A 17,750-nucleotide genomic window follows, 5' to 3' on the forward strand; every position below is an offset into this window, starting at 1 on the left:
ACGGTGGGGCCGTGATGGATGTCTGCCGTGCCGACGAGCGCTACAGCGGAGGGGACCCGGCGACCGGGATCTCCTCGCTCCACGCCTTCTCCTTCGGCCCCCACTACGACCCGGACAACCTCCGCTTCGGCGCGGTGATCGCCTGCAACGAGGAGCGGCTCGCGCCCGGTGCCGGCTTCGACGAGCACCCGCACAGCCACACCGAGATCGTCACGTGGGTCGTCGAGGGCGAGCTGACCCACCTCGACTCCGCCGGCCACGAGTCCGTGGTCCGCCCCGGGGACGTCCAGCGCCTCAGCGCCGGGGGCGGTGTCCGCCACGTGGAACGCAACGACGGCACGGAGCCGCTGACCTTCGTCCAGATCTGGCTGGCCCCGCTGGAGCCCGGCGGCGACCCCGCCTACGAGGTCGTCCACGGCATCGCGGACTCCACGCCGTACGCCGTCCCGGAGGCGGGCGCGATGCTCCACGTACGCCGCCTCACGGCGGGGGAGCGGACGGCGGTTCCGGACGCCGCGTGCGTGTACGTCCACGTCGTACGCGGCGAAATTCGCCTGGACGGCGAGGAGCTAGGCCCTGGCGACGCCGCCCGCATCACGGACGCGAAGGACCTGGAGGCGGTGGCGGGGTCTCCGGCGGAGGTACTGGTGTGGGAGATGACGGCCTGAGCCGGGAGCGCTGGTCTGGGGGAGGGTTTTTTCGCCCCCTCCGCCCCTACCCGTCCCTTGTTTCTGGGGGCTCCGCCCCCAGACCCCCGTATCGCGCTGACGCGCTCGTCCTCAAACGCCGGACGGGCTGGAGATAGCCCCTCCGGCGTTTGAGGAGCGGGGGTTTGGGGGCGGAGCCCCCAAGGGACGGGAATGGGTAGGGGCGGAGGGGGCGAAAAAACCACCCGCCACCCAGCTCAGCCCTGCAGCTCCGCGAGGACCGCGTCCGTGAACGGTGGCCACGCCTCGGCGGCCCACGGGCCGAACGGCCGGTCCGTGAGGGCCACGCAGGCTGCCCCCGCGTCGGGGTCGATCCACAGGAACGTACCCGACTGCCCGAAGTGGCCGAAGGTCCGCGGGGAGGATGAACTCCCCGTCCAGTGGGGCGACTTGGAGTCGCGGATCTCGAAGCCGAGGCCCCAGTCGTTGGGGTTCTGGTGCCCGTACCCCGGGAGGACACCCTTGGTGCCGGGGTACTGGACGGTCATCGCCTCCGCGACCGTACGGGGGTCGAGGAGCCGAGGCGCCTGCACCTCCGCCGCGAAGCGGACGAGGTCATCCACCGTCGACACCCCGTCCTTCGCGGGCGACCCGTCGAGCGTGGTCGACGCCATCCCCAGCGGATCCAGCACCGCCTGCCGCAGATACTCCCCGAACGCGATGTCCGTCGCCTTGGCGATGTGTTCCCCGAGCACCTCGAACCCGGCGTTGGAGTACAGCCGCCGCTCCCCGGGCGCGGATGTCACCCGGTGCTCGTCGAAGGCGAGCCCGGAGGTGTGCGCGAGGAGATGACGGACGGTCGAGCCCGCGGGCCCGGCGGGTTCGTCGAGCTCGATCGCGCCCTCCTCGTACGCGACGAGGGCGGCGTACGCGGCAAGCGGCTTGGTCACGGAGGCGAGCGCGAAGGACCGGGAACCGGGCCCATGGGCCCCGAGCACCGCACCGTCCGCACGGACGACGGCCGCCGCGGCCGTGGGAACGGGCCAGTTCTCGATCAACGCCAGACTCTGCAAGGACATGCGTCCGAGCCTAAGCCGCTCAGAGCTGGAGCCGCATCGAGGGGTCGGGCTTTTGCACGAAACCGAGCGCGACGTAGAGCGACTCGGCCTCCGCGGAGGCGTTGAGATCGACCGCCGCGACCCCTCGTTCGCGGAACCAGTCGAGGAGCGTCTCCATGCTCGCGCGGGCATAGCCGCGGCGCCGCGCGTCCGGGTCGGTGGCGACGCTGAAGACGTATCCGATCGCGCCGTGCGGATTGCCCGCGCGCCCGATCCGGTAGTCGATCGTCCCGGCGACGAGCGCCGCGAGCGTGTCCGGCCGGTCCGGATGGTCGACGACGAAGGCGGCGAAGTTCCCGTCGGGGTCGGCGAGTTTTCTGCGTACGGTGGGGAGCGATTCGGCGTGCCAGGCGGTGGACGGTTCGGTCGCGAAGACCGAGTCGATCATCACCTGGCGCAGGCGCAGTACTTCCTCGGCGTCCTCGGGCACGGCACGGCGTACAAGACTCATGATCCGCAACGTAGACACCGCGACCGGGCGGCGTCACGGGATTTTCATCGGTTTCCGCTTGCTTGGAGTGCACTCCAAGGTTTTAGCGTGGTGGTCATGACGGTGATGGAGACCACGGCCGAGGCCGCCGAGACCAGTACCAGTCCCGATCTCTGTGCCGCGCCTCCCGAGCGGCGGCTGCGGCGCCCGGACGGCCAGGACAGCTACACGATCAGCGAGGTCGTCGCCTACACCGGCCTGACGGCGCACACCCTGCGCTGGTACGAGCGGATCGGACTGATGCCGCACATCGACCGCTCGCACACCGGGCAGCGCCGCTACAGCAACCGCGACCTGGACTGGCTGGGCCTCGTCGGCAAGCTGCGGCTCACCGGTATGCCGGTCGCCGACATGGTGCGGTACGCGGAACTGGTGCGCGAGGGCGACCACACCTACATGGAGCGCTACGAGCTGCTGGAAGCGACCCGCCGGGACGTCAAGTCCCGGATCGCCGAACTCCAGGACACGCTCGCGGTGCTCGACCGCAAGATCACTTTCTACGCGGACGCCGGGCGTGCCCTGGCGTCGGAGAGGTCCTGATGACGGACAGCAAGATCGCGAAGGTGGAGCTCGGTACCGGAGGCCCCGAGGTCGGGGTGCAGGGCCTGGGCTGCATGGGGATGAGCTTCGCGTACGGCCCCGCGGACACCGATGAGGCGCGGGCCGCCCTGGAGCAGGCGCTGGAGCTCGGCGTCACGTTCTACGACACCGCGGACGTGTACGGGGCGGGCGAGAACGAGAAGTTCCTGTCGCCGTTCTTCAAGGCGCACCGCGACGAGCTCGTCATCGCGACGAAGTTCTCGATGACCATCCCGCCGGACGAGCCGACCAAGCGGATCATCCGCAACGACGCGCCGTACATCCGGGAAGCCGTCGAGGCGAGCCTGCGGCGGCTGGACGTCGACGTGATCGACCTCTACTACATGCACCGCCGTGATGTGAACGTCCCCATCGAGGAGACCGTCGGCACCATGGCCGAGCTGGTGCGCGAGGGGAAGGTCAAGCACCTCGGGCTGAGCGAGGTCACGGGCGGGGAGCTGCGGGCGGCGCAGGGCGTGCATCCGATCGCCGCCGTGCAGTCGGAGTGGTCGCTGTTCAGCCGTGACATCGAGGCGGGGGTCGTGCCGGTGGCGCGTGAGCTGGGGGTGGCGCTCGTGCCGTACTCGCCGCTCGGGCGCGGGTTCCTCACGGGGTCCTTCGCGAACGCCGAAACGGATCTGACGGCGGGGGACTTCCGGCGGCACCAGCCGCGGTACACCGGGGACAACGCTGCCGCCAATGCCGCGCTGCTTGAGCCGGTGCGGGTCGTTGCCGATGCGCACGGTGCCTCGCTCGGGCAGGTTGCCCTGGCCTGGGCCCAGCAGCAGGCCGCCGTGCACGGGCTTCCCGTCGTACCGATCCCCGGCACCACCAAGGCCAAGCGCGTCACCGAGAACACCGCGGCGACCCGCATCGTCCTCAGCGACGCCGACCTGAGCCTCCTGGAGCCCATCGCCGCCAAGGTCGCAGGCGACCGCTACTCCGACATGACGTTCACGTCGGCGGGCCGGGAGTAGGCAGTAGGGGGCTGGGGGAGGGCGTTTTTTCGCCCCCTCCGCCCCTACCCTTCCCGTACTTCCGGGCTACGCCCGGTTTCAGCCTGTCCGGCGTTTGAGGACGAGGCCGTCCAGGCCGACAGCGGGGGTCTGGGGGCGCAGCCCCCAGGAACGGGACGGGAAGGGGCGGAGGGGGCGAATCAAACTCCCGCCCCCCCGGGGGTCACAGCTCCGCCAGCAACTCCGCCTTCTTCGTCGAGAACTCCTCGTCCGTGACGAGCCCGGCGTCACGCAGCTCCCCGAGGTGGCGGATCCGTTCGGCGATGTCGGCCGGGTCCCGCCGGGACGCGGGTGCGACGGCAGGTATCGGCGCGCCCGCGCCCGACCCCCGCACCGCCGCCAACACAGCCGCCGCAAACGGCAACGACTCATGCACCGGCCCGTACCCCAGCCCGAACACGACCGCCGCCGGATCCTGATCGGCCTGCGCGGGCTGCGCGACGGCCGGCTCGCGGCGCAGCAGCCGCAGATGGCCCTCGAAGACCTCGGGGGAGCGCCACTCGACCCCGCTCAGCGCGGCGAGAGGGAAGGTCTGGTCGCCGGCTTTCCACTTCGCCGAAGAGGCCCCCGTCCAGAACCACCGGAAGGACACCGACTTGCCGTCGAAGGACGCCTTCCCGTCGTACGCCTTGAACTGCAACGGCGCTTCGGGAGGGGCGACGAGATACCGCTCGGCCGGTTCGTCGTCCGTCGTGAGCTGGGCGCGCAGCTCGTCGGCGTAGTACTCGGCGAGCGTCTCGCGCTCGGCGGGCAGCACGAGCCGGTAGGGATCGCACCCCTCTTTGAGCTGTCCCGCGGCCGCCTCGATCAGCGGATCGGCGCCCGGTCTCGGGATCGCGCGCAGCACGACCGTGCCGCGCTTCCCGGGCGTCAGTGTCACCGCCGCGATCGCCTCGAGCGGGATACGGCGTTCGCCGAGCGCCTGGAACAGCTTCGGCGTGCGGATTCCCCGTTCGAAGCGGATGAGCACGGAGTCGGACTCGAACTCCCAGGCGGCATGAAATCCGGCCAGTACGTCACCCATGCGGGCCATCGTATGCGGCAGGCAGGCCTCCGTCGCCTCCCTGGGCGGACCGTAGTTCCTGTCGCGTCTACGCGCGTCCGTCCGACGACCCGTCGGACAAACCCGTCCGGCACCCCTGATCCGTGTGTGCGCAGTCCACCGCGTCGTACGCGCCGATGCCGATCTCGGCCAAGTTGCGGAGGCTGTCCGTGCCCGGCTCGAAGTAGCCGGTGTGGCCCTTCGCGTCCTGCGCGGACAGGACCCGCGCCCCGAACGCCTCCGACACCGGGTCGGCGCCGTGTCCGAGCCCCCCGACCTCGAGGTGGGGTACGTCCTGGATCCAGTCGTCGGAGTCCCGCATCGCCCAGACCTGGGCGGAGGTGCCCAGTCCCGCGACGGTGTCGGCCCGCATGCCGGGGCTGCCCGCGACCGCTATGTCGGAGACCCGCGAGGGCAGCTCGTCGGCGGCGACGCCGCACAGCACGGAGCCGTAGCTGTGGCAGTACAGCGCGACCGACGAGCCCGCGGGCAGCGCCCGCACCAGCGCGTTCAGCCGGACCGCGCCCTCCTCGGCGCGCATCGCGGTGGCCGAGTCGATGCCGAGCCCGCTGGGCGCCGTGTAGTCGGCCCAGGCGATCACGGCCGTATGCGTCGTGGGGTCGGCCGCGTGCTCCGCCGCGTACAGGGAGTGCGCCATGCCCACGGGGGCCGAGTACTCCTTGACCGTGCGCTGGAAGGTGAGCAGGTCGGTGTCGACGCCGGGCACCACGACGGAGACGCGCTCGGCCGTGTCGAGGTTTCCGAAGACCTCGGCGACCCGGCCAGACCCCATCGGGTCGAAGGCGAGGATCTTGCGGCCCTCGGTGAGCAGCGCCTCGTAGCGGTGCATACGGCGGCCCGCCTCGTGCTGTCCGAGTTCCGAGAGCCGGGTGTCGTGCATGCGTTTGACCTCGACCTTGCGCTGTTTCTCCAGGGCGAGGCGGTTCGCCTGATAGCGCAGGGTCACGGGTGCGCCGTTCATGTTGCCGACCGCGAGGGGGTAGCGGTGGGCGAGACGGTCGCGCTGGCCGGCGTCGAGCGAGGCGAAGAAGCGGGCCACGAGACCCGGCGCGGAGTCGGTGTCGGGGAGCTGCTGCCCGGCAAGGCTGCCGTGCTCCCACGCGGAGCGCGAGGCCTGGAGGGCGGAGGACCCCCGATGACTGTGGATCGCGGTCCAGCCACTGGTGGCCAGCATCACGAAAACCACGGCCAGCGCGAGCAGTGCGCGCCAGACGTTCAGTTGGGGGGATGCGTCGAAGGAAGTCACTAAGAGGACACACTAGGAGAACGAGAGTGTCTCGCGTTAACCGAGTGGTACGGATCACGTTTCGGATGGGGTGATTGGTGCAAATCGGGTTCAAATTGAGCTAAATGGTCACGCTGGGTAAGTGAATTCGGGTTTCCTGTAGGCGAGATGTGACTCTGCGTGCGGGTTGGGCGGTGTTGCGGGCGCCGGTCCTGCGACCCTCCGTACGGCAGGCGTTATTCCGTTCGCCATGTTTCCGCCAACGCGGGCCCCACGTTGTCGAGATACGAGAGGGTCAGTTCGCGGATCGCCTCGACGCTGATGTCCTCGCCCTGGCCCCACAGGCGGCTCGTCACGCGCATCACCCCGCCGAACACGGCGACCGCGACGCGCGGACGCGGATCCACGTCCACGTCGAGACCCTCGCGCTCGGCGATGAGCCGCGCGATCTCCTCCTCCAGTTCCGCGGAACGGCGCAGATGCACGGCGAGCAGTGCGGGTGTCGACTCGATCAACTGGAAGGTGCGCATGTGCAGTTCGATCGGGATGACGGCCTCGATCGCCTCGCCGATGGTGCCCCAGCTCTCCAGTACGGAGCGCCGCAGGACCTCCAACGGGGCTTCGTGGAGCGGGCGTTCGCGTACGGCGGCGAGGAAGTGCGACTCCGCGAGCCGCTGGGTGAAGAGGGCGACCTCCTCCTTGCCCGCGAAGTACCGGAAGAAGGTGCGCTGCGAGACGTCGACGGCCTCGGTGATCTCGTCGACGGTCGTCCGCTCGTACCCCTGAGTGGTGAACAGTTCGAGAGCGGCCCGCAGCAAGGCGTCCCGGGTGCGCTGCTTCTTGAGCTCGCGCAGCCCCGGTTTGAGCTCACGAAGGCCTGGTCGTGACGCCGTGCCGGTCCGGTCCGCCGTGTCCATGGTCCCTCTCCTCTGGCCGCTCGCCTCCGGACCGTTCTGCACCATCTGAACCGTCTGCCCAGTTCAGGGTATCCGCGAGTGACGTGACAGTTACCGACTTGTGAATTGGTTTGTCAACTGTCAGTGGCTGTCACTAGCCTCGAAGGTATGACTAGTCAGACCACCGTCGACCCGACGGGCCCGGCCGACAAGGCCCCGGCTGCCGTCTCCGGGCCGACGCCGACCCGGGGGCTGCGCGGCCACCCGTGGTTCACCCTGTTCACCGTTGCCGTAGGCGTCATGATGGTCGCCCTGGACGGCACCATCGTGGCCATCGCCAACCCCGCCATCCAGAAGGACCTCGGCGCGAGCTTCGCCGACGTCCAGTGGATCACCAACGGCTACTTCCTCGCGCTCGCGGTCACCCTGATCACCGCGGGCAAGCTCGGCGACCGGTTCGGTCACCGGCAGACCTTCCTCATCGGCGTCGTCGGCTTCGCCGCGGCCTCCGGGGCCATCGGGTTCTCCAGCAGCATCGCCCTGGTGGTCACCTTCCGTGTCCTGCAAGGCCTGTTCGGCGCGCTGCTGATGCCGGCCGCGCTCGGTCTGCTCCGGGCCACCTTCCCGGCCGAGAAGCTGAACATGGCGATCGGCATCTGGGGCATGGTCATCGGCGCCTCCACCGCGGGCGGCCCGATCCTCGGCGGTCTGCTGGTCCAGCACGTCAGCTGGCAGTCGGTGTTCTTCATCAACGTGCCGGTCGGCGTCATCGCGCTGGTCCTCGGCATCCTGATCCTGACCGACCACCGCGCGGAGAACGCGCCCCGCTCCTTCGACATCCTCGGCATAGCCCTGCTCTCCAGCGCCATGTTCTGCCTGGTCTGGGCCCTCATCAAGGCCCCGACCTGGGGCTGGGGCGACGGCCTGACCTGGACCTTCCTGGTCGTGTCGGTGCTCGGGTTCACTCTCTTCGCCGTCTGGGAGAAGAGGGTCAAGGAACCGCTGATCCCGCTGGCGCTGTTCCGCTCGGTGCCGCTGTCGGCGGGCGTCGTCCTCATGGTGCTGATGGCCATCGCCTTCCTCGGCGGCCTGTTCTTCGTCACCTTCTATCTGCAGAACGTGCACGGCATGAGCCCCGTCGACGCGGGTCTGCACCTCCTGCCGCTGACCGGAATGATGATCGTGGGTTCGCCGCTGGCCGGCGCCCTGATCACCAAGACCGGGCCGCGGATCCCGCTCGCGGGCGGTATGGCTCTCACCGCGATCTCCATGTACGGCATGTCCACGCTGGACACCGGCACCGGCAGCTTCGTCATGTCGCTCTGGTTCGCCGGGCTCGGGCTCGGGCTCGCGCCGGTCATGGTCGGTGCGACCGAGGTCATCGTGGGCAACGCCCCGATGGAGCTCTCCGGTGTCGCCGGTGGTCTCCAGCAGGCCGCGATGCAGATCGGCGGCAGCCTCGGTACGGCCGTGCTCGGCGCCGTGATGGCCTCCAAGGTCGACGGCGACCTCGCTGGCAACTGGGCCGACGCCAAGCTGCCGCCGCTCACGCCCGAGCAGCTCGACGCCGCCTCCGAGGCGGTCCAGGTCGGTGCCGCGCCGGTCACCCCGGATACGCCGGCCTCCGTCGCCGCGCAGATCACGGGTGTCGCGCACGACACCTTCATCTCCGGGATGAGCCTCGCCTGCCTGGTCGCCGCCGGGGTCGCGGTCGTCGCTGTCTTCGTCGCGCTGCTCACCAAGCGGGGCGAGAACGCGGAGGCGGGCGCCGGCGCCGGGCACATCTAGGCGGAGTTCAGGGGGCGTTTCCCCTATCAGGGTGACAACGCTAAAGATCCCTCGCACCCGGCACGCGCCGCACGTCACAGTGGGTCAAGTCCTCCGTACGGCCTGGAGGACGACCAGAACTGCGGCGCGCTGCCGGAGGGGGGCAGCGCGCCGTCGGTCTGTCCCGGTCCCTACCGCTGTACTTGCGGTGGGTGCGAGAGTTCCTCCGCCGCTCCCGGCACCGGAACCCCGGAGAGCGTGCCGGGCTCCGGCCCCGGGCCCCGCGACAGCGCCGCCACCTCCGCCCGCAGGGCGCGTACCTCCTCCGTGAGGGCGGTGATCGCGGCGGTCTGGCGGCGTTCCTCGACGTCGTCCATCTCGAAGCGGGAGATGAACCAGGCGGCGATGTTGGCGGTGACGACACCGAGCAGGGCGATGCCGGAGAGCATCAGGCCGACCGCGAGGATGCGGCCCAGACCGGTGGTCGGGGCGTGATCCCCGTACCCCACCGTCGTCATCGTCGTGAACGACCACCACACCGCGTCGCCCAGCGTCTTGATGTTCCCGTTCGGCGACTCCCGCTCCACGGAGAGCACCGCGAGCGAACCGAACATCAACAGGCCCACCACCGAGCCCGCGACATACGTCGTGAGCTGTATCTGCGAGGCGATCCGGGCCCGTTGCCCGACCAGCAGCAGTGTGGAGACGAGCCGCAGCAGCCGGATCGGCTGGACCAGCGGCAGCACCACCGCTATCAGGTCGAGCCAGTGCGTACGTACGAACTCCTTGCGCTCCTCGGCCAGTAGGAGCCGCGCGGCGTAGTCCGCGGCGAAGGCGCCCCACACCACCCACTCCACGGCCGTGCACACGGAGGACACGTCGTGGCCCGCCCCTGGCCACACGATCGGCACGGCGTAGGCGACGGCGAAGGCCAGGGCGAACCCCAGCAGCGGCCGCTGTGTGCGCCGCTCCCAGCGGACCTGGGCCGATTGCTGCTTCATGCCCGCATCGTAGGGAACCCCCGCGCCCCGTAAGGGGCGCGGGGAACTGCGCGACCAGCCCCCACGACCCGCAGGGACCTACCGGCCTTCGCGCGGAGCGCTTACGCGTCGCCGCCCGCGGCCCCCGGGTCGGCCGCCGTCACGTCGAGCAACTGGTAGCGGTCGATCGCCTGCTTCAGCACCGACCGGTCGACCTTGCCCTCGCGCGCCAGCTCGGTGAGCACCGCGACCACGATCGACTGCGCGTCGATGTGGAAGAAGCGCCGGGCCGCGCCACGCGTGTCCGCGAAGCCGAAGCCGTCCGCGCCCAGGGACTGGTAGGTCCCCGGCACCCACCGGGAGATCTGGTCGGGGACGGAACGCATCCAGTCGGAGACGGCGACGAACGGGCCCTGGGCCCCCGACAGCTTCTGCGTCACGTACGGGACGCGCTGCTCCTCCTCGGGGTGCAGCAGGTTGTGCCGCTCCACCTCGACGGCCTCGCGCCGCAGCTCGTTCCAGGAGGTCGCCGACCAGACGTCCGCCTTGACGTTCCAGTCGGTGGCCAGGATCTGCTGCGCCTCGACCGCCCACGGCACCGCGACACCGGAGGCCATGATCTGCGCCGGGATGGTGCCCTGGTCGCCGGATTTCAAGCGGTAGATGCCCTTGAGGATGCCGTCCACGTCAACGCTCTCCGGTTCAGCCGGGTGCTGGATCGGCTCGTTGTAGACGGTCAGGTAATAGAAGACATCTTCGCTGTCCGGGCCGTACATACGGCGCAGCCCGTCCTTGACGATGTACGCGATCTCGTACCCGTACGCCGGGTCGTAGGAGACGCAGCCGGGGTTCGTCGAGGCGAGCAACTGCGAGTGCCCGTCCGCGTGTTGCAGCCCCTCGCCGGTCAGAGTCGTACGACCGGCGGTCGCGCCCAGGACGAAACCGCGCGCCAACTGGTCGGCCATCTGCCAGAACTGGTCACCGGTGCGCTGGAAACCGAACATCGAGTAGAAGACGTAGACGGGGATCAGCGGCTCGCCGTGCGTGGCGTACGCCGAACCCGCGGCGATCAGCGAGGCCGTGCAGCCCGCCTCGGAGATGCCGTCGTGCAGCATCTGCCCGGTCGGCGACTCCTTGTACGCGAGCAGCAGATCGCGGTCCACGGACTCGTACTGCTGGCCGAGCGGGTTGTAGATCTTCGCGCTCGGGAAGAACGAGTCCATGCCGAAGGTGCGGTACTCGTCGGGCGCGATCAGCACGAACCGCCTGCCGATCTCCTTGTCCCGCATGAGGTCCTTGAGCAGCCGGACGAACGCCATGGTCGTGGCGATCGACTGGTTCCCGGAACCCTTCTTCACGCTCGCGTACGTCTTGTCCTCGGGGAGCACGAGGGGCTTGGACCGCACGACGCGCGTCGGGACGTACCCGCCGAGCCCCTTGCGGCGGTCGTGCATGTACTGGATCTCCTCCGAGTCGCGGCCCGGGTGGTAGTACGGCGGCGCGCCACCCTCCAGCTGTTGGTCGGTGATCGGGATGTGCAGCCGGTCGCGGAAGCCCTTGAGGTCGGCGACCGTCAGCTTCTTCATCTGGTGCGTGGCGTTGCGGCCCTCGAAGTTCGGGCCGAGCGTCCAGCCCTTGACGGTCTGGGCGAGGACCACGGTCGGCTGGCCCTTGTGCGCCTTGGCCGCCGCGAAGGCCGCGTACACCTTCTTGTGGTCGTGACCGCCGCGCCCCAGGTGCAGGATCTGGTCGTCGGTCATGTTCTCGACCATCGCGCGCAGCCGGTGGTCGTGGCCGAAGAAGTGATCGCGGATGTACGCGCCGGTCTCGGTGGCGTACGTCTGGAACTGGCCGTCCGGCGTGGTGTTCAGCTGGTTGACCAGGACGCCGTCGCGGTCCTGGGCGAGCAGCGGGTCCCAGGTGCGGTCCCAGACCAGCTTGATGACGTTCCAGCCGGCGCCGCGGAACTGCGACTCCAGCTCCTGGATGATCTTGCCGTTGCCGCGTACCGGGCCATCCAGGCGCTGGAGGTTGCAGTTGACGACGAAGGTCAGGTTGTCCAGGCCCTCGCGCGCCGCGATCGACAGCTGGCCGAGCGACTCCGGCTCGTCCATCTCGCCGTCGCCGAGGAACGCCCACACATGCGACTTGGAGGTGTCGGCGATCTCGCGCGCCTCCATGTAGCGGTTCATCCGCGCCTGGAAGATCGCGCCGAGCGGGCCGAGACCCATGGAGACGGTCGGGAACTCCCAGAAGTCCGGCATCAGGCGCGGGTGCGGGTACGAGGAAAGCCCGTACGGCGCCTTCGACTTCTCCTGCCGGAACGCGTCGAGCTGCTGCTCGCTCAGCCGGTCCAGGAGGAACGCGCGGGCGTAGATGCCCGGCGAGGCGTGCCCCTGGAAGAAGATCTGGTCGCCGCCGTCGCCCTCGTCCTTGCCGCGGAAGAAGTGGTTGAAGCCCACGTCGTAGAGCGAGGCGGAGGAGGCGAAGGTGGCGATGTGGCCGCCGACGCCGATACCCGGGCGCTGGGCCCTGGACACCATCACGGCCGCGTTCCAGCGGGTCGCGTTGAGGACCTTGCGCTCGATCTCCTCGTTGCCGGGGAAGAACGGCTCGTCCTTGGTGGCGATGGTGTTGACGTAGTCCGTGCTGCGCATCTCGGGCACGGCCACGCGCTTCTCGCGGGCCCTCTCGATCAGCCGCAGCATCAGATAGCGGGCGCGCTCACGGCCGCGCTCGTCGACGGCGGCGTCGAGGGAGTCGAGCCACTCCTGAGTCTCCTCAGGGTCGAAGTCCGGGACCTGGCTGGGAAGGCCGCCAATGATGATCGGGTTGCGATCGGATCCGGAAGCCACGCTGTTCCTTCGCTGTCGGAGGGGTGTCAGAGATCTGCCCGACGCGTCGGGCCGGCTCCGTCGGGGAGCCGGCAGGGAGTTGTCGCAGATCGGTCTGAGGGGGTGTCCAAGGGCGGTCTGGGGGTGTTCTTCTCTGTGTTCACACCGTTCCCCATCGTGTACCCGGCGAACGGAATCGTCATCTCTACCGAGAGGTAACCGAGACGTTCGCGCAGTACGTTGGGACGTGCCCGGCCAAAACGCAACGATACGCTCAGTCCGTGACGCGTTCCGCAAAGTCGTTCGGGTCTCGTACCCTCCAAGGGTTCCGAAATTCGCAAACCGGGCAGAAGGGTGTGGTGTGCGTCACCAGGTGCCGCGATTCCATGCCTGGAGTTGCGTCGACACCGCCGGGAACGTCACCGTTTCGGCGGTCTCGACGGCCGGGTACTTGCGCGATCCGCCCCGTCCGTGTGGACTACGGCCAATGCTTCGCGCACGCGCGTGGCCAGAAGACTTCCTCCAGCTCCGACAGAGCCGGGGGAGACCCCAACCAGAAACATGATCAGGAGGCAACCCGTGAGCGCGACCGCGGACCACGCGGAGGAGAGGACGAACCCTGCCGCAAGGCTGGGGTTCCAGCCCGAGCAGGTGGTCCAGGAGATCGGCTACGACGACGACGTCGACCAGGAGCTCCGCGAGGCCATTGAGGAAGTCATCGGCGGCGAGCTCGTGGACGAGGAGTACGACGACGTCGCCGATGCCGTGGTGCTGTGGTTCCGCGACGAGGACGGCGACCTGACCGACGTACTGGTGGATGCCACCACGTACATCGAAGAGGGCGGCACCATCCTGCTGCTGACGCCGAAGACCGGCCGGGACGGCTACGTGGAGCCGAGCGACATCGCCGAAGCGGCGACGACCGCGGGTCTGTCTGCGACCAAGAGCGCCAGCGTGGGCAAGGACTGGAGCGGCAGCCGGCTGGTCACCCCGAAGGGGGCCAAGTCAGGCAAGCGGTAAGGCTCCGCCGGTCGGCCGGGTATCCGACTCCGGGGGCTCCCGCCCCCGGACCCCGCGGATATTCGGCCTGACGGCCTCGTCCTCATCATCAAACGCCGGACGGGCTGGGTGTACACCCAGCCCGTCCGGCGTTTGGCGTGTGCCTCTGCGTAGGGTGGGCTCACCCGAACAGCCCCCTGGAAGGGAAGCGTGTGACTATGGCGATCGAGGTCGGCACCAAGGCCCCGGACTTCGAGCTCAAGGACAACCACGGTGCCACCGTGAAGCTGTCCGACTTCCGCGGCGACAAGAACGTGGTGCTGCTCTTCTACCCGTTCGCTTTCACGGGTGTGTGCACCGGTGAGCTCTGCTCCCTGCGGGACAACCTGCCGCAGTTCACCGACCGTGACACCCAGCTGCTGGCTGTCTCCAACGACTCCATCCACACCCTGCGCGTCTTCGCCGAGCAGGAGGGCCTGGAGTACCCGCTGCTCTCCGACTTCTGGCCGCACGGCAACACTTCGCGCGCCTACGGCGTCTTCGATGAGGACAAGGGCTGCGCGGTGCGCGGCACGTTCATCATCGACAAGGAGGGCGTCGTCCGCTGGACCGTCGTCAACGCCCTGCCGGACGCGCGTGACCTGAACGAGTACGTCAAGGCGCTCGACACCCTGTGATTGTTCGGTCCCAAGCCCTGCAAGGTGCGGGAACCCGTCACTAGGATCGACTCGTTGATCCGATACCAAACGCGAGACGGGGCATCCCGCCCCTGGACACCAATGGAGGACTCGTGGGAGTCAGCCTCAGCAAGGGCGGCAACGTATCGCTTTCGAAGGAGGCCCCGGGACTGACCGCGGTCATCATCGGTCTGGGGTGGGACATCCGCACCACCACCGGCACCGACTTCGACCTCGACGCCAGCGCCATCCTGACGAACGCGGAGGGCAAGGTCAGCAGTGACGCCAACTTCGTGTTCTTCAACAACCTGAAGAGCCCGGACGGCTCGGTCGAGCACACCGGGGACAACACCACCGGTGAGGGCGAGGGCGACGACGAGCAGATCAAGGTCAACCTCGCCGGCGTCCCGGCCGACATCGAGAAGATCGTCTTCCCGGTCTCGATCTACGACGCCGAGAACCGCCAGCAGTCGTTCGGCCAGGTCCGCAACGCGTTCATCCGCGTGGTGAACCAGGCCGGCGAGGCGGAGATCGCGCGCTACGACCTCTCCGAGGACGCCTCGACGGAGACCGCCATGGTCTTCGGCGAGCTCTACCGCCACGGCGCGGAGTGGAAGTTCCGTGCCATCGGTCAGGGCTATGCGTCGGGCCTGCGCGGCATCGCGCAGGACTTCGGCGTCAACGTCTGAGTAAAGGCCCTACGGCTCAACCGTCCGGCGCCGCACACTTCACGTGCGGCGCCGGACGCGCTCGCCAACTCAACGTATGACCTCGGGGAGGACCACAATCATGGGCGTCACGCTCGCCAAGGGGGGCAATGTCTCCCTCTCGAAGGCCGCACCCAACCTCACGCAGGTACTGATCGGGCTCGGCTGGGACGCGCGCTCCACCACCGGAGCCGACTTCGACCTCGATGCCAGCGCACTGCTGTGCAACTCCGGCCGGGTACTCGGCGACGAGTACTTCGTTTTCTACAACCAGCTCAAGAGCCCCGACGGCTCGGTCGAGCACACCGGCGACAATCTCACGGGTGAGGGCGAGGGCGACGACGAGTCGATCCTGATCGACCTCTCCAAGGTTCCGGCCAATGTGGACAAGATCGTCTTCCCGGTCTCGATCCATGACGCCGACAACCGCGGCCAGACCTTCGGCCAGGTCAGCAATGCCTTCATCCGCGTCGTCAACCAGGCCGACGGCCAGGAGCTCGCCCGCTACGACCTTTCCGAGGACGCCTCCACGGAAACGGCGATGATCTTCGGCGAGGTTTACCGCCACGGCGCCGAATGGAAGTTCCGGGCCGTGGGGCAGGGGTACGCGTCGGGCTTGCGGGGCATCGCTCTAGACTTCGGAGTCAACGTTTCGTAAAGCCGGGTACGGCGGGGGGTGAAACCCTCTCCGGACTTCGTCCGGGGGTCACCCCCCAACTCACGATTGGGTAGCCAGTGGTCCTGAAAACCTTCGGCTGGTCGTTCGCGGTCACCGCGCTCGGCTTGGTCGCAGCGGTGCTGATCGACGGATGGACCGCGTTCGGGATCGTACTGATCCTGTCCATCCTCGAGATCTCGCTGTCCTTCGACAACGCGGTGGTCAACGCCGGAATCCTGAAGAAGATGAGCCCGTTCTGGCAGAAAATCTTCCTCACCGTCGGTGTTCTGATCGCCGTCTTCGGAATGCGGCTGGTCTTCCCCATCCTGATCGTGGCGATCAGCGCCTCGCTCGGCCCCATCGAGGCCGTCGACCTGGCGCTGAACGACGCTGACCGCTACCAGGAACTGGTGACCGACGCCCACCCGGCGATCGCGGCCTTCGGCGGCATGTTCCTGCTGATGATCTTCCTCGACTTCATCTTCGAGGACCGTGACATCAAGTGGCTCGGCTGGCTGGAGCGCCCGCTGGCCAAGCTCGGCAAGGTCGACATGCTGTCGGTCTGCATCGCGCTGATCGTCCTGCTCGTCTCCGCGCTGTACTTCGCCCCGGAAGCCCATCTGCACGCCGGGCACGCCGACAAGGCGGAGACGGTCCTGCTCTCCGGCGTCGGCGGTCTCATCACCTACCTGATCGTCGGCGGCCTCTCCGGCTTCTTCGAGAACCGTCTCGAAGAGGAGGAGGAGCGCGAGCACGAGGCCGAGGAAGAGGCCAAGCGCGCCGGCAAGCAGCCCACCATGGTCGTGCTCGCCGGCAAGGCTGCGTTCTTCATGTTCCTCTACCTCGAGGTCCTGGACGCGTCCTTCTCCTTCGACGGTGTCATCGGCGCCTTCGCCATCACCAACGACATCATCCTGATGGCGCTCGGCCTCGGCATCGGCGCCATGTACGTCCGGTCGCTCACGGTCTACCTGGTCCGCCAGGGCACCCTCGACGACTACGTCTACCTGGAGCACGGCGCGCACTACGCGATCGGCGCCCTCGCGGCGATCCTGCTCATCACCATCCGTTTCGAGATCAACGAGGTCATCACCGGCCTCGTCGGTGTCGTCCTGATCGCCTGGTCCTTCTGGTCCTCCGTGCGCCGCAACAAGGCGCTGGCAGCGGCCGAGGGAAAAGGTGAGAGCTCGGACGACAAGACCGAAGTGTCGTCCGGGGTCTGATCCCGGTCCGGATCCCGGGGTGTGACCCGGGCCCCGGTGAGGAACGCTCTGAACGGGGCGGCCGTCGAGGACAAGTCCTCACGGCCGCCCCGCGGCATACCGAGGGAACGTGGGGGCGGGAATGGGTATTTGGCAGGACCTGTGGCGTGGGCGCTCGGCGGACTTCGACTCGGGCAGCGCGTCCACCAACTCCATCGAGCTGACCAAGCGGAACCGCACGGTCTCGCTCACCAAGCAGGGCGCGGCCACCGGGAACCTGCGCATCAACCTGTCCTGGCGGATGCGCACCTCCGACATAGGCGGGCCGCAACGCGGCAGCCTGCTGCGCCACCCCTTCCGTACGTTCAAGCCGGAAGTGGTCCAGGCGCACACCCAGAGCATGGTCAACGTCGACCTGGACCTCGGCGTCATGTACGAGCTCAAGGACGGCTCCAAGGGCGTCGTCCAGCCGCTGGGCAGCTTCTTCGGCGAACTCAACGGCCCGCCGTTCGTGAAACTCAGCGGCGACGACCGCTTCGGCTCGGCCTCCGGCGAGACGATCTACGTCAACCTCGACCACCGCGACGACATCAAGCGGCTCCTGGTCTTCGTCTACATCTACGACCAGACTCCGGCCTTCGACCGTACGCACGCCATCGTCACGCTCTTCCCGAGCAACGGCCCACGCGTCGAGATCAGCCTCGACGAACGCCATCCGCAGGCCCGTTCCTGCGCGGTCGTGATGATCGAGAACGTCAAGGGCGAGCTGATGGTGCGCCGCGAGGTGCGGTTCGTGTACGGCTTCCAGGCCGAACTCGACCGGCTGTACGGCTGGGGGCTGCAGTGGGGACGGGGATACAAGTCGAAGGCCGCCCGCTAGCGGAGGGCGTAC

The 17,750-nt window shown here is 68.6% G+C and carries 17 protein-coding genes; 10 read left to right on the plus strand and 7 right to left on the minus strand.

The genetic code is table 11. The features are described from left to right. Positions 1-14 precede the first annotated feature (14 nt). Positions 15-668 carry a pirin family protein gene (locus OG266_RS31000; protein ID WP_371553022.1) on the plus strand — a complete coding sequence of 218 codons (654 nt, stop codon included), beginning with the start codon at positions 15-17 and terminating at the stop codon, positions 666-668. Positions 669-904: 236 nt separating this feature from the next. On the opposite strand, the gene OG266_RS31005 is transcribed toward OG266_RS31000, so the two are convergent. Continuing rightward, positions 905-1,726 (minus strand): serine hydrolase domain-containing protein, encoded by an 822-nt coding sequence (locus OG266_RS31005; protein ID WP_371549636.1) that lies wholly within the window; start codon positions 1,724-1,726, stop codon positions 905-907. 19 nt (positions 1,727-1,745) lie between these two features. Further along, the gene (locus OG266_RS31010; RefSeq protein WP_371549638.1) at positions 1,746-2,216 is read right to left on the minus strand and encodes a GNAT family N-acetyltransferase; all 471 of its coding nucleotides are present in this window, start codon (positions 2,214-2,216) and stop codon (positions 1,746-1,748) included. Between the two features lie 96 nt (positions 2,217-2,312). On the opposite strand from OG266_RS31010, the gene OG266_RS31015 reads away from it, so the two are divergent. Together OG266_RS31015 and OG266_RS31020 are read left to right on the plus strand one after the other, a co-directional pair. After that, positions 2,313-2,795: a MerR family transcriptional regulator gene (locus OG266_RS31015; protein ID WP_371549641.1), complete on the plus strand. Its 483-nt coding sequence runs from the start codon at positions 2,313-2,315 to the stop codon at positions 2,793-2,795. Then, entirely contained in the window at positions 2,795-3,811 is a 1,017-nt protein-coding gene (locus OG266_RS31020) for an aldo/keto reductase (protein ID WP_371549642.1), read from the plus strand. The genes OG266_RS31015 and OG266_RS31020 overlap by 1 nt, the downstream gene beginning before the upstream one ends. 202 nt (positions 3,812-4,013) lie before the next feature. On the opposite strand, the gene OG266_RS31025 is transcribed toward OG266_RS31020, so the two are convergent. The 3 genes from OG266_RS31025 to OG266_RS31035 form a co-directional block, all read right to left on the minus strand. After that, a complete protein-coding gene (locus tag OG266_RS31025) occupies positions 4,014-4,874 on the minus strand; it encodes a DUF4429 domain-containing protein (RefSeq protein ID WP_266463257.1) in 861 nt (286 codons plus the stop codon). A gap of 67 nt (positions 4,875-4,941) precedes the next feature. Next, on the minus strand, positions 4,942-6,159 hold the full coding sequence (locus tag OG266_RS31030) for an alpha/beta hydrolase (protein WP_266463262.1): 1,218 nt from the start codon (positions 6,157-6,159) through the stop codon (positions 4,942-4,944). 215 nt (positions 6,160-6,374) lie between these two features. Next, positions 6,375-7,055, minus strand: a complete 681-nt coding sequence (locus OG266_RS31035; RefSeq protein WP_371549645.1) for a TetR family transcriptional regulator — start codon at positions 7,053-7,055, stop codon at positions 6,375-6,377. 147 nt (positions 7,056-7,202) lie between these two features. On the opposite strand from OG266_RS31035, the gene OG266_RS31040 reads away from it, so the two are divergent. Further along, complete coding sequence (locus OG266_RS31040; protein WP_371549647.1) at positions 7,203-8,822, plus strand: MFS transporter; 1,620 nt, start codon at positions 7,203-7,205, stop codon at positions 8,820-8,822. A gap of 170 nt (positions 8,823-8,992) precedes the next feature. Here OG266_RS31040 and OG266_RS31045 read toward each other — a convergent pair whose 3' ends face one another. Beyond that, positions 8,993-9,802 carry a potassium channel family protein gene (locus tag OG266_RS31045; protein ID WP_371549649.1) on the minus strand — a complete coding sequence of 270 codons (810 nt, stop codon included), beginning with the start codon at positions 9,800-9,802 and terminating at the stop codon, positions 8,993-8,995. Between the two features lie 101 nt (positions 9,803-9,903). Next, entirely contained in the window at positions 9,904-12,636 is a 2,733-nt protein-coding gene (gene aceE, locus OG266_RS31050) for a pyruvate dehydrogenase (acetyl-transferring), homodimeric type (protein ID WP_371549651.1), read from the minus strand. Positions 12,637-13,194: 558 nt separating this feature from the next. Between aceE and OG266_RS31055 the strand changes: the two genes are divergently transcribed. The 6 genes from OG266_RS31055 (at position 13,195) to OG266_RS31080 (ending at position 17,738) form a co-directional block, all read left to right on the plus strand. Continuing rightward, entirely contained in the window at positions 13,195-13,635 is a 441-nt protein-coding gene (locus OG266_RS31055; protein ID WP_266463285.1) for a DUF3052 domain-containing protein, read from the plus strand. A gap of 197 nt (positions 13,636-13,832) precedes the next feature. Continuing rightward, the gene (locus OG266_RS31060) at positions 13,833-14,291 is read left to right on the plus strand and encodes a peroxiredoxin (RefSeq protein WP_266463287.1); all 459 of its coding nucleotides are present in this window, start codon (positions 13,833-13,835) and stop codon (positions 14,289-14,291) included. A gap of 113 nt (positions 14,292-14,404) precedes the next feature. Continuing rightward, positions 14,405-14,980 carry a TerD family protein gene (locus tag OG266_RS31065; protein ID WP_055617911.1) on the plus strand — a complete coding sequence of 192 codons (576 nt, stop codon included), beginning with the start codon at positions 14,405-14,407 and terminating at the stop codon, positions 14,978-14,980. A 100-nt stretch (positions 14,981-15,080) separates the two neighbouring features. Continuing rightward, positions 15,081-15,656: a TerD family protein gene (locus tag OG266_RS31070; protein WP_266463295.1), complete on the plus strand. Its 576-nt coding sequence runs from the start codon at positions 15,081-15,083 to the stop codon at positions 15,654-15,656. A 77-nt stretch (positions 15,657-15,733) separates the two neighbouring features. Beyond that, positions 15,734-16,879, plus strand: coding sequence for a DUF475 domain-containing protein (locus OG266_RS31075; RefSeq protein ID WP_266463300.1), 1,146 nt, complete (start codon positions 15,734-15,736; stop codon positions 16,877-16,879). Between the two features lie 121 nt (positions 16,880-17,000). Then, the gene (locus tag OG266_RS31080; protein WP_266463303.1) at positions 17,001-17,738 is read left to right on the plus strand and encodes a Tellurium resistance; all 738 of its coding nucleotides are present in this window, start codon (positions 17,001-17,003) and stop codon (positions 17,736-17,738) included. Positions 17,739-17,750 lie beyond the last annotated feature (12 nt).

The organism is Streptomyces sp. NBC_00554 (assembly GCF_041431135.1).
GTDB lineage: Bacteria > Actinomycetota > Actinomycetes > Streptomycetales > Streptomycetaceae > Streptomyces.

What these genes read in the sequence shown, in the direction of transcription:
- OG266_RS31000 (WP_371553022.1), top strand. Translation starts at nt 15, where the DNA reads ATGGATGTCTGCCGTGCCGACGAGCGCTACAGCGGAGGGGACCCGGCG.
- OG266_RS31005 (WP_371549636.1), bottom strand. Translation starts at nt 1,726, where the DNA reads ATGTCCTTGCAGAGTCTGGCGTTGATCGAGAACTGGCCCGTTCCCACG.
- OG266_RS31010 (WP_371549638.1), bottom strand. Translation starts at nt 2,216, where the DNA reads ATGAGTCTTGTACGCCGTGCCGTGCCCGAGGACGCCGAGGAAGTACTG.
- OG266_RS31015 (WP_371549641.1), top strand. Translation starts at nt 2,313, where the DNA reads ATGACGGTGATGGAGACCACGGCCGAGGCCGCCGAGACCAGTACCAGT.
- OG266_RS31020 (WP_371549642.1), top strand. Translation starts at nt 2,795, where the DNA reads ATGACGGACAGCAAGATCGCGAAGGTGGAGCTCGGTACCGGAGGCCCC.
- OG266_RS31025 (WP_266463257.1), bottom strand. Translation starts at nt 4,874, where the DNA reads ATGGGTGACGTACTGGCCGGATTTCATGCCGCCTGGGAGTTCGAGTCC.
- OG266_RS31035 (WP_371549645.1), bottom strand. Translation starts at nt 7,055, where the DNA reads ATGGACACGGCGGACCGGACCGGCACGGCGTCACGACCAGGCCTTCGT.
- OG266_RS31040 (WP_371549647.1), top strand. Translation starts at nt 7,203, where the DNA reads ATGACTAGTCAGACCACCGTCGACCCGACGGGCCCGGCCGACAAGGCC.
- OG266_RS31045 (WP_371549649.1), bottom strand. Translation starts at nt 9,802, where the DNA reads ATGAAGCAGCAATCGGCCCAGGTCCGCTGGGAGCGGCGCACACAGCGG.
- OG266_RS31060 (WP_266463287.1), top strand. Translation starts at nt 13,833, where the DNA reads ATGGCGATCGAGGTCGGCACCAAGGCCCCGGACTTCGAGCTCAAGGAC.
- OG266_RS31070 (WP_266463295.1), top strand. Translation starts at nt 15,081, where the DNA reads ATGGGCGTCACGCTCGCCAAGGGGGGCAATGTCTCCCTCTCGAAGGCC.
- OG266_RS31080 (WP_266463303.1), top strand. Translation starts at nt 17,001, where the DNA reads ATGGGTATTTGGCAGGACCTGTGGCGTGGGCGCTCGGCGGACTTCGAC.